The sequence below is a fragment of the Streptomyces sp. NBC_01471 genome (genome assembly GCF_041438865.1).
GTDB lineage: Bacteria > Actinomycetota > Actinomycetes > Streptomycetales > Streptomycetaceae > Streptomyces.
Map to the genome: position 1 here is coordinate 1,696,543 of NZ_CP109450.1, position 15,958 is coordinate 1,712,500.

Here is a 15,958-nt window from a genome sequence, read left to right on the forward strand (position 1 = left end):
CGTACGGCCGGAGGAAACGGTTGCCCTCCGACCGGCTACGGCTCGGTCTCGCCGCGGATGACCGCGATGACGCCGTCCAGTTCATCCGGTTTCACCAGCACATCGCGGGCCTTCGAGCCCTCGCTGGGCCCGACGATGTTCCGCGACTCCATCAGGTCCATCAGCCGGCCCGCCTTCGCGAACCCGACACGCAGCTTGCGCTGGAGCATCGACGTCGAGCCGAACTGTGTGGAGACAACCAGTTCGGCGGCCTGGCACAGCAGATCGAGGTCGTCGCCGATGTCTCCGTCGATCTCCTTCTTCTTGGCCGTCCCGACCACCACGTCCTCGCGGAAGACCGGGGCCATCTGGTCCTTGCAGTGCTGGACGATCTCACCGACCTCTTCCTCGGTGACGAAGGCGCCCTGCATACGGGTCGGTTTGTTCGCCCCCATCGGGAGGAAGAGTCCGTCACCCTTGCCGATCAGCTTCTCCGCGCCCGGCTGGTCGAGGATGACCCGGCTGTCGGCGAGCGAGGACGTGGCGAAGGCGAGGCGCGAGGGCACGTTGGCCTTGATCAGACCGGTGACGACGTCGACCGACGGCCGCTGGGTGGCCAGCACCAGGTGGATGCCCGCGGCGCGGGCCAGCTGGGTGATCCGGACGATGGAGTCCTCGACGTCACGCGGCGCGACCATCATCAGGTCGGCGAGCTCGTCGACGATGACCAGCAGATACGGATACGGGGTGAGCTCGCGCTCGCTGCCCTCGGGCGCCTTGGCCTTGCCGCTGCGCACGGCCTGGTTGAAGTCGTCGATGTGGCGGTAGCCGTACGCCGCGAGGTCGTCGTACCGCAGGTCCATCTCCCGGACGACCCACTGGAGCGCCTCGGCGGCGCGTTTGGGGTTGGTGATGATCGGGGTGATCAGGTGCGGGATGCCCTCGTACGCGGTCAGCTCGACCCGCTTGGGGTCGACCAGCACCATCCGTACGTCCTCGGGTGTCGCCCGCACCATCACCGAGGTGATCAGGCAGTTGATGCAGGAGGACTTTCCGGAGCCGGTCGCGCCCGCGACCAGGACGTGCGGCATCTTCGCCAGGTTGGCCATCACATAGCCGCCCTCGACGTCCTTGCCGAGCGCCACCAGCATCGGGTGGTCGTCCTCCGCCGCGTCCGCGAGGCGCAGCACGTCGCCGAGGTTGACCATCTCGCGGTCGGTGTTCGGGATCTCGATGCCGACCGCGGACTTTCCCGGGATCGGGGAGATGATCCGCACGTCCGGGCTGGCCACCGCGTAGGCGATGTTCTTGGTGAGCGCGGTGATCCGCTCGACCTTGACGGCCGGCCCCAGCTCCACCTCGTAGCGGGTGACGGTCGGGCCGCGGGTGAAGCCGGTGACGGCCGCGTCGACCTTGAACTCCTTGAAGACGTTCGACAGCGAGGCGACGACCGCGTCGTTCGCGGCGCTGCGGGTCTTGCCGGGACCGCCGCGCACCAGCAGGTCCAGTGACGGCAGCGAGTAGGTGATGTCGCCGGCGAGCTGGAGCTGTTCGGCGCGGGAGGGCAGCGGCTGCGACTCGGGCGGCTTCGGGGACTTCTTCGTCAGGTCGGGCACGGACGCATCCGCCGCGGCGGCGCCCGCGCCTTCGGGCTTCCCGGCTTTCGCCGACTCCCGGGCGGACGGCACGGGCGCCGCGGCCGGAGCGCCCGACGGGGTGGCCTCGGGGCGCTCGACGGCCACACCCTGGGTCAGGTCCGCGACGAGCGGGGAGGGCGGCAGCCCGTTCAGCACGGCCCCGTCCAGTGCGGCAGCGGCGGCGGCCGCGACGTCCACCGCGTCCATCGGCCGGCCGGGTGCGGGCTGCACGGAGGGCCTGCGCGGCTTGCTGCGGCGCTTGGTGAGCGCCTGCTCCTCGGCCGCTTCGGCGTCGTAGAGCTCGGGGGTGGCACCGCGCGGTGCGGCCGGACGGCGGCCCGCGGGCAGCGACTCGCGCCACTGCTCCTCGTACCGCTCGTCGTCCGGCTCGTCCAGGTGGCGAGCGGCGGGCTCGGGTTCGACGATGCCCAGCCGGGCCCCGAGTGCCCTCAGCCGGTGCGGGATGGCGGTGACGGGGGTGGCCGTGACGACCAGCAGCCCGAAGACGGTCAGCAGCAGGAGCAGCGGTACGGCGAGGACGTCGCCCATCAGGAAGACCAGCGGCTTGGACGCGGCCCAGCCGATCAGGCCGCCGGCGTCCTGCATGGCCGATGTCCCGTCCCCGCGCCCGGGAGAACCGCAGGCGATGTGGACCTGGCCGAGCACTCCGAGGACCAGCGCGGACAGCCCGATGACGATCCGGCCGTTCGCCTCCGGCTTCTCCGGGTGGAGGATCAGCCGTACGGCGATGGCTCCCAGCAGTATCGGGACCAGCAGATCGAGCCGGCCGAAGGCGCCGGTGATCAGCATTTCGACGAGATCGCCGACCGGGCCGTGCAGATTCGACCAGGTGCCTGCCGCGATGACGAGCGCCAGGCCGAGCAGCAGCAGGGCCACCCCGTCCTTGCGGTGGGCCGGGTCGAGGCCCTTCGCGCCGCGGCCTATGCCGCGGAACATCGCCCCGACGCCGTGGGCGGCGCCGAGCCAGACGGCCCGTACGAGCCGGTACACGCCCCCGGTGGGGGACGGCGCCGGTCTCGGCGCGGGCTTCGCTGCCGCCTTCTTGGCGGGCGCCCGCTTCGCGGGGGCGGTCTTCTTCGCAGCGGCCTTCTTCGCCGGAGCTGCCTTCTTGACTGGGCCGGTACGGCCGGCACGCGGCTTGGCGGTGCCCGCCGCGCCTGGGGAACCCTTGCCGGACGTACGTGAGGCCATGGAGCCGAGGTTACCTGTGTCCGCGGCGCCGGACACGTGTGCTGACCGCTTCACCCGTTCGTGTCGCCGGAGTGATCACGCCTTCTTGACGCGCGGTGACGTGCGGTGACACGTCCTCAGCGGGCGCGGCTACCCGACAGGCCGTCAATTCTGCGACGGGACCGCCGCGGTCGGGCCGCCGGTGCCCGGCTCCAGCGCGTCCAGAGCCCTGCGGAGACCGGTGAGTTTGCGCTCCAGATGAGCCGCCGTGGCAACCGCGGCCGCGTCCGCCGACTCCTCGTCGAGCTGCTTGGAGAGCGCCTCGGCCTGCTCCTCAACTGCCGCGAGGCGGGCGGACAGTTCGGCCAGCAGCCCGGCGGGCTCCTTGGTGTCACCGGCCGCGGGAGCGCTGCCGTCGAGCTGGAGGCGCAGCAGCGCCGCCTGCTCACGCAGTTGGCAGTTCTTCATGTAGAGCTCGACGAAGACCGACACCTTCGCGCGCAGCACCCACGGGTCGAAGGGCTTCGAGATGTAGTCCACAGCCCCCGCGGCGTAGCCCCGGAAGGTGTGGTGCGGCCCGTGGTTGATCGCGGTGAGGAAGATGATCGGGATGTCCCGGGTCCGCTCCCGCCGCTTGATGTGCGCGGCTGTCTCGAAACCGTCCATGCCCGGCATCTGGACGTCCAGCAGAATCACTGCGAAATCATCCGTCAGCAGCGCTTTCAGCGCTTCCTCCCCGGACGATGCCCGCACCAGTGTCTGATCGAGCGCGGAGAGAATGGCCTCCAGCGCCAGCAGATTCTCCGGCCGGTCATCGACCAGGAGGATCTTGGCCTTCTGCACCATGGCCCGTCCTCCTCGTCCCGGCAGTGCACCGGGCGCCGCCCCAGGGGACAGCTCCGTAACGCCGTCCGTCCTTGTGCCGGTCATGGTAACCGCACCCCGCCTGTCGCCACACCCTGTCACCGCGATGTCACGGCACATGTAGCAGAAACGCGCCGGGGGACCAGAAGGTTCCCCGAATACGTCCGCCTCACACGCCTTCGACCACAGTCAGTCAGCAACTCATAGAGATTCACTCATCAATCGATCACTCACCGCGCATCCATTGCTCCATTACTGTGAGCAAATGATCAGGATCCACAGGCTTGGTGACATAGTCGGAAGCGCCGGATTCGATCGCCTTCTCCCGGTCGCCCTTCATCGCCTTCGCGGTGAGCGCGATGATCGGCAGCCCGGCGAACTGCGGCATCCTGCGGATGGCCGTCGTCGTCGCATACCCGTCCATCTCCGGCATCATGATGTCCATCAGAACGAGCGTCACATCGTCGTGCTGCTCAAGGACTTCGATGCCCTCGCGCCCGTTCTCCGCGTACAGCACCGAGAGTCCGTGCTGTTCGAGGACGCTGGTGAGCGCGAAGACGTTGCGGATGTCGTCGTCGACGATCAGCACCTTCTCGGCGTTGAACTGGAAGACCCGGCGCGGCTTCGCCGCTTCCTCGGTCTCCTCCGCCCACGACTCGGGCTCCGCGGTCGCGGCTGTCACACCTGAACTGGCGGGCAGAGCCGGCTGACCGCCGGCCGGCCCCAGCGACCTGCGCCGCCGGCGGAACAGTTCCGCGGGCCCGCCCTGGCCGTCCGTGGCCGCCATGCCGGGTGCCTGGCCCGTCTCGGGCCGCCCCCCGTCCCCGTTCCCGCCGGGCAGCCGCTCCAGGCCGCCGGGACTGAGCTGCGGATACCCCTGGGGAGGCAGCTCACTGGCGTACAGCGGCAGATACAGCGTGAACGTCGAACCGCGTCCCGGCTCGCTCGCCGCGTGGATCTCACCGCCGAGCAGCCGCGCGATCTCCCGGCTGATGGACAGGCCGAGCCCCGTACCGCCGTACTTGCGGCTGGTGGTCCCGTCCGCCTGCTTGAAGGCCTCGAAGATCACCCGCATCTTGCTCGCCGCGATACCGATCCCCGTGTCGGTGACCGAGAAGGCGATCAGATCCGCGTCGGCGTCGCGCAGCGAGCCCGCTTCGAGCAGCTGCTCGCGGATGGCGTTCGGCACATTGGCGTTGGCGGGCCTGATGACCAGCTCGACGGCCCCGGTGTCGGTGAACTTCACCGCGTTGGAGAGGAGGTTCCGCAGCACCTGCAACAGCCGCTGCTCGTCCGTGTGCAGCGTCGCTGGCAGTTCGGGCGAGACCCGTACGGAGAAGTCCAGACCCTTCTCGGCCGTGAGCGGACGGAAGGTGGCCTCGACGTAGTCGACGAGCTGGACCAGCGCGATCCGGGTCGGGCTGACGTCCATCTTGCCCGCCTCGACCTTGGACAGATCCAGGATGTCGTTGATCAGCTGGAGCAGATCCGAACCCGCACCGTGAATGGTCTCGGCGAACTCCACCTGCTTCGGGGAGAGATTCCCTTCGGCATTGTCGGCGAGCAGCTTGGCGAGAATCAGCAGCGAGTTGAGCGGTGTGCGCAGCTCATGCGACATGTTGGCCAGGAATTCGGACTTGTAGCGCATCGAGACGGCGAGCTGCTCGGCACGCTCCTCCAGCACCTGCCTGGCCTCCTCGATCTCGGTGTTCTTCACCTCGATATCGCGGTTCTGCTGGGCCAGCAGCTCGGCCTTCTCCTCCAGTTCGGCATTGGACGCCTGAAGTGCCTTCTGCCGGTTCTCCAGTTCCGCCGAACGCTCCCGCAGCTGCTCGGTCAGCTCCTGCGACTGCTTGAGCAGCACCTCGGTCTTCGAATTGACGCTGATGGTGTTGACGCTCGTCGCGATCATTTCCGCGATCTGGTTGAGGAAGTCCTTCTGGATGTGCGTGAAGGGCTGGAAGGAGGCCAGCTCGATCACCCCGAGGACATTCCCGTCGAAGAGCACCGGCAGCACGATCACGTGGGCGGGCGGCGCCTCGCCGAGCCCGGACGAGATCTTCAGGTACCCCGGCGGCACGTTCTCCACCAGAATCGTGCGCTTCTCCTCGGCGGCCGTGCCGATGAGCGTCTCCCCCGGCCGGAACGTCGTCGGCATGGAGCCCGCCGAGTAGCCGTAACTGCCGTGCATCCGCAGTTCGTACGCGTTCTCGGCCCCCGCACCGCTCTCCGCGGCCGACCCGGTCGGCACCGCCAGGAAGAACGCGCCGTGCTGAGCCGAGACCACCGGCGTGAGCTCGCTCATGATGAGCGAGGCCACGTCCACCAGTTCCCGGCGCCCCTGCATCAGGCCGGAGATCCGGGCCAGGTTGCCCTTCAGCCAGTCCTGCTCCTTGTTGGCGACCGTGGTGTCACGCAGATTGGCGATCATCGTGTTGATGTTGTCCTGGAGCGCCTGGATCTCGCCGGCGGCGTCCACATCGATCTTGAGATTGAGATCACCGCGGGTCACCGCGGTGGCCACGGCCGCGATGGCGCGCACCTGCCGGGTCAGGTTCCCGGCCATCTCGTTCACCGACTCGGTCAGGTCGCGCCAGGTGCCGTCCACGTCACGCACCCGTGCCTGCCCGCCCAGCTGGCCCTCGGTGCCCACCTCGCGGGCCACCCTGGTCACCTGCTCGGCGAAGCTCGACAGCTGATCGACCATGGTGTTGATGGTGGTCTTCAGCTCCAGGATCTCGCCCTGGGCGTCGATGTCGATCTTCTTCGTCAGGTCGCCCTTGGCGATGGCCGTGGTGACCGTGGCGATCTGGCGCACCTGCCCGGTCAGGTTGGACGCCATCGAGTTCACCGACTCGGTGAGGTCCTTCCACGTACCGGAGACTCCCGGCACCCGCGCCTGACCGCCGAGCGAACCGTCCGTGCCCACCTCACGTGCCACTCGCGTCACTTCGTCCGCGAAGGACGACAGGGTCGTCACCATGGTGTTGACGGTGTCAGCGAGCTGCGCGACCTCGCCGCGCGCCTCCACCGTCACCTTCTTGGTGAGATCGCCGTTGGCGACGGCCGTGGCGACCTGGGCGATGTTCCGCACCTGGCTGGTCAGGTTGTTGGCCATCAGGTTCACGTTGTCGCTGAGGTCCTCCCAGATACCGGTGACCCCGCGCACCCGGGCCTGGCCGCCGAGGATGCCCTCGGTGCCGACCTCGCGCGCGACCCGCGTCACCTGTTCCGCGAACGACGACAGCTGATCGACCATGGTGTTGACGGTCGTGACCAGTTCGAGGATCTCGCCCTTGGCGTCGACAGTGATCTTCTTCGAGAGATCGCCCTTGGCGACCGCCGTGGTCACCTCGGCGATGTTCCGCACCTGTGAGGTCAGGTTGTTCGCCATGAAGTTGACGGACTGGGTGAGGTCCTTCCAGGTGCCGGAGACCCCCTGGACCTCCGCCTGGCCGCCGAGGATCCCCTCGGTGCCCACCTCACGCGCGACCCGCGTCACCTGCTCCGCGAACGACGACAGCTGATCGACCATCGTGTTCAGGGTGTTCTTGAGCTCCAGGATCTCGCCGCGGGCGTCCACGTCGATCTTCTGCGACAGGTCACCACGGGCCACCGCGGTCGCGACCTGCGCGATGTTGCGGACCTGCGCGGTGAGGTTGCCCGCCATCCCGTTCACCGAGTCGGTCAGATCGCGCCATACCCCGGCCACCCCGGGCACCTGCGCCTGACCGCCGAGCCGGCCGTCCGTACCGACCTCGCGGGCGACCCTGGTCACCTGCTCGGCGAAGGCGGAGAGCTGGTCGACCATCGTGTTGATGGTGTTCTTCAGTTCAAGGATCTCGCCGCGGGCATCCACGTCGATCTTCTGCGACAGGTCACCACGGGCCACGGCGGTGGTCACCTGGGCGATCTGGCGCACCTGCGACGTGAGATTGCCCGCCATGAAGTTGACGGAGTCGGTGAGTTCCTTCCACGTACCGCTGACACCGTCCACCCGGGCCTGCCCGCCGAGGCGGCCCTCCGTGCCCACGTCCCGCGCCATCCGTGTCACCTGGTCGGCGAACGACGAGAGCTGCGCCACCATCGTGTTGACGGTGTTCTTCAGCTCCAGCATCTCCCCGGCCACATCCACGGTGACCTTCTGGGACAGGTCGCCGTTGGCGACCGCCGTCGTGACCTGGGCGATGTCCCGGACCTGCCCGGTGAGGTTACGGAAGGCCGTGTTCACCGAGTCCGTGAGGTCCTTCCACGTACCGGCGGCGCCCGGCACCTCGGCCTGCCCGCCGAGGCGGCCCTCGACGCCGACCTCACGCGCCACCCGGGTCACCTCGGAACCGAAGGACTGCAGCTGGTCCACCATCGTGTTGACGGTGTTCTTCAGCTCCAGCATCTCCCCGGCCACGTTCACCGTGACCTTCTGCGTCATGTCACCGTTGGCGACCGCGGTCGTCACCTGGGCGATGTCCCGCACCTGCGTCGTGAGGTTGCGGAAGACCGTGTTGACGGAGTCGGTGAGATCCTTCCAGGTGCCCGCGGCGCCCGGCACCTGCGCCTGGCCGCCCAGCAGCCCTTCGGCGCCGACCTCGCTGGCCACCCGGGTCACCTCGTCCGCGAAGGTACGCAGCGTCTCGGTCATCTGGTTGATGGTCTCGGCGAGCTGGGCGACCTCGCCGCGCGCGCTCACCGTGACCTTCTGCGAGAGATCCCCGTTGGCGACGGCGGTGGTGACCTCGGCGATGCCGCGCACCTGCGACGTCAGGTTCCCGGCCATCGTGTTCACCGAGTCGGTGAGGTCCTTCCACACACCGGCCACGCCGGGCACAGCCGCCTGACCGCCGAGCTCGCCCTCCGTGCCCACCTCGCGCGCGACCCGGGTCACCTCGGAGGAGAACGAGGACAGCTGGTCGACCATCGTGTTGACGGTGTTCTTGAGCTGGAGCATCTCGCCGGCCACATGGACGGTGACCTTGCGTGACAGATCACCCCGGGCGACGGCGGTCGTGACGAGAGCAATGTCACGTACCTGCGCGGTCAGCCGGTACGCCATGGTGTTCACCGAATCCGTGAGGCCCTTCCACGAACCGGACATACCCCGCACCTGGGCTTGGCCGCCGAGCTTGCCCTCGGTGCCGACCTCCAGAGCGACCCGTGTCACCTCGTCCGTGAACGCCGACAACTGGTCAACCAGGTTGTTGACCGTGCGGGCGACCTTCAGGAACTCGCCGCGCAGTGGCCGCTCCACGCCGTCCATGGCCTGCGACCGCAGGTCCATCCGCTGTTCCAGATCACCCTCGGCCACCGCCGACAGCACCCTGCCGACCTCGGACACCGGCCGCGCGAGATCGTCCACCAGCTCGTTGGCCGCGTCGATCGCGACGGCCCAGGAGCCCTCCAGGGCCCCGGTCTCCAGCCGCTCGGTCAGCTTGCCCTCGCGCCCCACCATCCTGCGTACCCGGGCGACCTCACCCGTCAGATGGAGATTGCGGTCGGCGACCTCGTTGAAGACGGCCGCGATCTCGGCCATCGTGCCGTCGCCCGAGACCGTCAGACGCCGCCGGAAGTTCCCGTCGCGCATCGCGGCCAGAGCGGTCAGAAGTCTGCCCAGGGCTGCGGTATCCACTTCAGTTGTCCCGTGGTGTCGCTTTTTTGGCGACTGTCCGCTTTTTGCGCGCGTGTTCTTGTCACGCGCCGCCGTGCCAGACTCCACCGTGTCCCTCCCGCAGGGGTTGGCCGTACTGCCCGGGCTGTACCGAGAAGCTTGCCCAGTGTTTCACCATGGCAGGACCAGGCCATAACAGTTCGGCAGCTTTGCATACCGTCCCCGCCCACTCGGGGCGGAAACCCCGTAACCGGCATCCGCACGGACCGGGAAGGTAAGTAACCTGGCATCCGGCTGTCCAACCGTCCCGGTCCGCCCGGCGGGGGCGGAGGCACCAGTACTACCACCGGGCAGCGAGGGGCGGGCCGACATGGCAGAGCCGGGCGTCGAGACGCGTACGAGGAGTTCTGTGATCACCGCGCGGGCGGCTGCCAGTTTCGAACCGGTCGGACGGTCGGTAGCGACCGCCCGCACCTTTGTGCGTGACACCCTCCAGGGGTGGGGGTATTCCGACGTCGTCGACGACGCGGTCGTCCTCACCAGCGAGCTGGTCACCAACGCGGTGGTCCACGCGGGCACCAACGCAGATGTCCTGTGCCTGCGGACCGAGGACGGCGTACGGGTGGAGGTCGCCGACCACTATCCGGAGCGTGAGGTCCCGCTCCAGGGCAGCGGCCAGTCCTTCGGCAGCCCGGACCGGGAGGGCGGCCGCGGACTGCTGCTCTGCGCGGCGCTCGCCTCCCGCTGGGGTGTCGACTACACACCCACCCAGAAGCAGGTCTGGTTCCAACTCGACCTGCCACAGCGCCCGGTGGGCGCCCGCTCGGCGGGCCCGCTGCTGCCCGCGGAGCTGCTCCCCGTGACGGACGGACGGGTCCGTGTGGCAGTGATCCAGATCGACCGGACCGGCGCCGTCTCCGCCTGGAACGAGGATGCGACGGAGCTCTTCGGCCATCCCGCCGATGAGGTCGTCGGCAAGCAGCTCACCGACTTCGCGGCCTGGCCGCACACCCCGGGCACCGGCACCGGTATCGCGGACGCCCTCCAGCTGTCCCGCTGGGAGGGCAGTTACGGCATCCGTACCGCCGACGGCAGGGTCGTGCCCGTGTACGCCGCGCATCTGCGGGTGCGGGACGCACAGGGCGAACCGAGCACCGTCTGCCTGCTGGTCAACGACTTCGAGCGCGCGGTCCTCCAGACGCCGGCGCGCACCCCGCAGAACGACTCGAACGCCCTCTCCGACCACCGCACCACCGACCCGTTCGAAGTCTTCATCGGCTCCCCCGCACCCGACGATCTCGACGGCCTCCTCCAGCGCACCGTCGAACGCGCCCGCGACATGCTCGACGCCGACGCGGCCTTCCTGCTGCTCGCGACGGACGACGAGACGGAGCTGGAAGTACGGGCCACGACGGGGCTGCCATCGGCCCGCCAGCGGTTCGCCCGGGTCCCGGTCGAAGCGGGCACCGGACGGTACGGATCGGCGCGGATGCCCGCAGTCCACGAAGACCTGGCGGCCGTGCCCGGCGCCGTACCGCTGCTGAACGGCACGGGCATGCGCTCAGTCGTCACCGTCCCGCTCAAGGTCGAGGGCCGCCTCACCGGCTCGCTGGGCGTCTCCACGGAAGCCCCCGGCCGGTACTCCAACGAGCAGGCCCTGCGCCTCCAGTTCGCCGCCGACCGCATCGCGCTCGCCGTCGAGTCGGCCCGGCTCGGCGAGCTGGAGAAGCTGCGCCGCGGCTCGCTCTCCTTCCTCGTCGAGGCGTCCGACCTGCTGGCGGGCACCCTGGACCGCGATCAGACCCTGGCGCTCATGGCGCAGATGACCGTACCGACGCTGGCTGCCTGGTGCGCCGTCTACACGATCGCCGACCAGTCGTCGGAGCCGTACCTCTCCTATGTCCTGCACGAGGACGAGGACCGCATCGACGGGCTCAAGGCCCTGCTCTCCCGGATCAGCCCGCCCGAGCCCGTCCCGACCCCGGGTGCCCGGAGCTGGGCCGCCCCCGGTGAAGCGGCACACCAGGCGGCGCTGACGTCGTCCATGCGCAGCCTGGGCCTCGGGTCGAGCCCGGCGCTCGGTTCGGGCATCGGAACCACGCTCGCCACGGCCGCCGCGGTCGGCGGCGAGACCGTCGTCCTGCCGCTGGTCGCCCGGAACCGGGTCATCGGCATGCTCACGCTCGGCAAGCCGTCCGACGACCACTTCCGCCAGGAGATCCTCGAACTCGCCGAAGACCTCTCGCGCCGTGCGGCACTCGCGCTCGACAACGCCCGCCTGTACTCGGAGCGCACCGCCATCAGCCAGGCCCTCCAGCGCAGCCTGCTGCCTCCTGGCCTGCCGGACGTGCCCAATGTCGAGGTGGAGGTCATCTACCGGGCAGCGGGCGAGGGCAACGAGGTCGGCGGCGACTTCTACGATCTCTTCCCGATCCGGGACGGGGCGTACGGCTTCGCCATCGGCGACGTCTGCGGTACGGGCCCGGAGGCGGCCGCCGTCACCGGCCTGGCCCGCCACGCGCTGCGGCTGCTCGCCCGGGAGGGCTTCGGCGGCCCCGCCGTCCTGGAGAGGCTCAACGCCGCCATCCTCGACGAGGGCGCCCGCAGCCGCTTCCTCACTCTCCTCTACGGCGAGCTGTGGCCCCAGGAGGACGGCAGCGCCCTCCTCAAGGTCGTCTGCGCCGGGCATCCGCTCCCCCTGCGGCTGCGTCAGGACGGCACCGTGGAGCCCGCGGCGGAGCCTCAGCCGCTCCTCGGTGTGATGGAGGACCTGGAGCTCTACGAGCAGAACGTGACCCTGGAACCGGGCGACGTGCTGCTCTGCGTCACGGACGGCGTCACGGAGCGCCGCGAGGGCACCCGGATGCTCGGCGACGACGGACTGGCCGACGTGCTCAGCACCTGCACCGGCCTGACGGCGGGCGCGGTGGCCGGCCGTATCCTGCGTGCGGTCGAGCGGTTCGCCGCCGAACCCGCATCGGACGACATGGCGATCCTGGCCATGCGCGTGCCCGAGCCGCCCAAGTAGCCGATACGCGAAAGGCCCCCGCCAACCGGCGGGGGCCTTTCGGTGTGAGAGCCCCAATACGGAATCGAACCGTAGACCTTCTCCTTACCATGGAGACGCTCTACCGACTGAGCTATTGGGGCGCAGCAACGAGATAGATCATACCCGAAGTCGAGAGTGCTCCCCGCCACCACGCCCGCCACGCGCCGCCGCCCCGCACCGGTCCAAACCGACTGCTCAGAAAGCCGGTTGGAGCAAGCCACCGAGGGCGTTGCAGGAGGAGACCATGCGCTGCAGTTCGCGCCGGCGCAGTGAACCGTGCACGGGGAGCGCGAGGGTCTCATCGGCTGCCCGCTCGGTCTCGGGCAGCCGTACATCGCGGCGGAAGGCAGGCATGCGGTGGACGGGCGTCGTCACGGGCACCTCACACCCCACTCCCCTGCGGCGCAGGGCCTGGGCGAAAGCGTCACGGTCGGGCCGCCCGTTGCCCGGGACCCGCACGACGTAACGCTGGTACGTGTGGGCCGCGTTCGGCACCGGTGTCCGTACGCCGGTCAGCCGGTCGCCCAGGTAGGCGGCGTGGGCACGGCGTTGCTCCACCTCGTCGGCGGTGACGATCTCCCCCTGAGGCTCTCCGGGTCCCACGACCAGCAGCCCATGAATACGGCCGAGTTCACCGATCCGCGCCAGGTCCGGCGGGTGCCCGAAGGCGGACACCGCCACCACGGCGGTAGTACGTGAGGTGAGTACGGCAGCGACCGCGTCCGGGTCGAGGCAGTAACTCCCGGGATCTATGTCGGCGAAGACGGGCCTGGCCCCGACCATGACCACGGCCGCTGCCGCTTCGGCATCACCGTACGCCGGCACGACGACCTCGTCGCCGACCCGGACGCCTGCGGACTTCAGGAACCTCGCGGTACTCATGCCTGCATGCTGCTAGGCGCACGTGAACACCAAGTGACAGGGCATAAAAAAACGTCGACCCCTGAACCGAAGTTCAGGGGCCGACGTTGAAAGATTGTTCGGCGGCGTCCTACTCTCCCACAGGGTCCCCCCTGCAGTACCATCGGCGCTGAAAGGCTTAGCTTCCGGGTTCGGAATGTAACCGGGCGTTTCCCTAACGCAATGACCACCGAAACACTATGAAATTAACCAACACCGGATAACAACACGGTCGTTCGTTATTTCAGAACTAACACAGTGGACGCGAGCAACTGAGGACAAGCCCTCGGCCTATTAGTACCAGTCAGCTCCACCCGTTACCGGGCTTCCACATCTGGCCTATCAACCCAGTCGTCTACTGGGAGCCTTAACCCCTCAAAGGGGAGGGAATACTCATCTCGAAGCAGGCTTCCCGCTTAGATGCTTTCAGCGGTTATCCTTTCCGAACGTAGCCAACCAGCCATGCCCTTGGCAGGACAACTGGCACACCAGAGGTTCGTCCGTCCCGGTCCTCTCGTACTAGGGACAGCCCTTCTCAATATTCCTACGCGCGCAGAGGATAGGGACCGAACTGTCTCACGACGTTCTAAACCCAGCTCGCGTACCGCTTTAATGGGCGAACAGCCCAACCCTTGGGACCGACTCCAGCCCCAGGATGCGACGAGCCGACATCGAGGTGCCAAACCATCCCGTCGATATGGACTCTTGGGGAAGATCAGCCTGTTATCCCCGGGGTACCTTTTATCCGTTGAGCGACAGCGCTTCCACAAGCCACTGCCGGATCACTAGTCCCGACTTTCGTCCCTGCTCGACCCGTCGGTCTCACAGTCAAGCTCCCTTGTGCACTTACACTCAACACCTGATTGCCAACCAGGCTGAGGGAACCTTTGGGCGCCTCCGTTACTCTTTAGGAGGCAACCGCCCCAGTTAAACTACCCATCAGACACTGTCCCTGATCCGGATCACGGACCGAGGTTAGACATCCAGCACGACCAGAGTGGTATTTCAACGACGACTCCACAACCACTGGCGTGGCCGCTTCACAGTCTCCCACCTATCCTACACAAGCCGAACCGAACACCAATATCAAACTGTAGTAAAGGTCCCGGGGTCTTTCCGTCCTTCTGCGCGAAACGAGCATCTTTACTCGTAGTGCAATTTCACCGGGCCTATGGTTGAGACAGTCGAGAAGTCGTTACGCCATTCGTGCAGGTCGGAACTTACCCGACAAGGAATTTCGCTACCTTAGGATGGTTATAGTTACCACCGCCGTTTACTGGCGCTTAAGTTCTCAGCTTCGCCACACCGAAATGTGACTAACCGGTCCCCTTAACGTTCCAGCACCGGGCAGGCGTCAGTCCGTATACATCGCCTTACGGCTTCGCACGGACCTGTGTTTTTAGTAAACAGTCGCTTCTCGCTGGTCTCTGCGGCCACCCCCAGCTCACCAAGTAAATTGGATCACCAGAAATGGCCCCCCTTCTCCCGAAGTTACGGGGGCATTTTGCCGAGTTCCTTAACCATAGTTCACCCGAACGCCTCGGTATTCTCTACCTGACCACCTGAGTCGGTTTAGGGTACGGGCCGCCATGAAACTCGCTAGAGGCTTTTCTCGACAGCATAGGATCATCCACTTCACCACAATCGGCTCGGCATCAGGTCTCACCCACCATGTCATCCGGATTTACCTGGACAACGGGCTACACCCTTACCCCGGGACAACCACCGCCCGGGCTGGACTACCTTCCTGCGTCACCCCATCGCTTACCTACTACCACCTTGGTTCAGCGGCTCCACCACTCCCCTTTGCCCGAAGGCTCCAGGACGGCTTCACGGCCTTAGCATCAGAGGATTCAGTATTGGGCGTTTCAAAGCGGGTACCGGAATATCAACCGGTTGTCCATCGACTACGCCTGTCGGCCTCGCCTTAGGTCCCGACTTACCCTGGGCAGATCAGCTTGACCCAGGAACCCTTAGTCAATCGGCGCACACGTTTCTCACGTGTGTATCGCTACTCATGCCTGCATTCTCACTCGTGAACCGTCCACAACTCGCTTCCGCGGCTGCTTCACCCGGCACACGACGCTCCCCTACCCATCCCAGCAGGCGTTGGCCCTATTGCTGGAATGACACGACTTCGGCGGTACGCTTGAGCCCCGCTACATTGTCGGCGCGGAATCACTTGACCAGTGAGCTATTACGCACTCTTTCAAGGATGGCTGCTTCTAAGCCAACCTCCTGGTTGTCTCTGCGACTCCACATCCTTTTCCACTTAGCGTACGCTTAGGGGCCTTAGTCGATGCTCTGGGCTGTTTCCCTCTCGACCATGGAGCTTATCCCCCACAGTCTCACTGCCGCGCTCTCACTTACCGGCATTCGGAGTTTGGCTAAGGTCAGTAACCCGGTAGGGCCCATCGCCTATCCAGTGCTCTACCTCCGGCAAGAAACACACGACGCTGCACCTAAATGCATTTCGGGGAGAACCAGCTATCACGGAGTTTGATTGGCCTTTCACCCCTAACCACAGGTCATCCCCCAGGTTTTCAACCCTGGTGGGTTCGGTCCTCCACGACCTCTTACAGCCGCTTCAACCTGCCCATGGCTAGATCACTCCGCTTCGGGTCTAGAGCGTGCAACTCAAACGCCCTATTAGGACTCGCTTTCGCTACGGCTTCCCCACACGGGTTAACCTCGCTACACACCGCTAACTCGCAGGCTCATTCTTCAAAAGGCACG

Annotated in this window: 5 protein-coding genes, 1 tRNA gene and 2 rRNA genes (1 of these 8 cut by a window edge); 1 reads left to right on the top strand and 7 read right to left on the bottom strand. The window is 67.1% G+C overall.

What is annotated here, in order from left to right; all coding sequences use genetic code 11:
- Positions 1 to 35 precede the first annotated feature (35 nt).
- From OG285_RS07490 to OG285_RS07500, 3 genes are all read right to left on the bottom strand, one after another.
- Complete coding sequence (locus OG285_RS07490; protein WP_356829877.1) at positions 36 to 2,828, bottom strand: DNA translocase FtsK; 2,793 nt, start codon at positions 2,826 to 2,828, stop codon at positions 36 to 38.
- A gap of 144 nt (positions 2,829 to 2,972) precedes the next feature.
- On the bottom strand, positions 2,973 to 3,653 hold the full coding sequence (locus OG285_RS07495; RefSeq protein WP_356829875.1) for a response regulator: 681 nt from the start codon (positions 3,651 to 3,653) through the stop codon (positions 2,973 to 2,975).
- 244 nt (positions 3,654 to 3,897) lie between these two features.
- The gene (locus tag OG285_RS07500) at positions 3,898 to 9,381 is read right to left on the bottom strand and encodes a HAMP domain-containing protein (protein ID WP_356829873.1); all 5,484 of its coding nucleotides are present in this window, start codon (positions 9,379 to 9,381) and stop codon (positions 3,898 to 3,900) included.
- Between the two features lie 262 nt (positions 9,382 to 9,643).
- Between OG285_RS07500 and OG285_RS07505 the strand changes: the two genes are divergently transcribed.
- Positions 9,644 to 12,301 carry a SpoIIE family protein phosphatase gene (locus OG285_RS07505; RefSeq protein WP_356829871.1) on the top strand — a complete coding sequence of 886 codons (2,658 nt, stop codon included), beginning with the start codon at positions 9,644 to 9,646 and terminating at the stop codon, positions 12,299 to 12,301.
- A 49-nt stretch (positions 12,302 to 12,350) separates the two neighbouring features.
- Here OG285_RS07505 and OG285_RS07510 read toward each other — a convergent pair.
- The 4 genes from OG285_RS07510 to OG285_RS07525 all read right to left on the bottom strand — a co-directional run.
- Positions 12,351 to 12,423: transfer RNA gene (locus tag OG285_RS07510), tRNA-Thr, on the bottom strand.
- A 94-nt stretch (positions 12,424 to 12,517) separates the two neighbouring features.
- Complete coding sequence (locus OG285_RS07515) at positions 12,518 to 13,204, bottom strand: DegT/DnrJ/EryC1/StrS family aminotransferase (protein ID WP_356829869.1); 687 nt, start codon at positions 13,202 to 13,204, stop codon at positions 12,518 to 12,520.
- Positions 13,205 to 13,300: 96 nt separating this feature from the next.
- A 5S ribosomal RNA gene (rrf, locus tag OG285_RS07520) occupies positions 13,301 to 13,417 on the bottom strand.
- Between the two features lie 79 nt (positions 13,418 to 13,496).
- A 23S ribosomal RNA gene (locus OG285_RS07525) occupies positions 13,497 to 15,958 on the bottom strand (it continues 661 nt past the right edge of the window).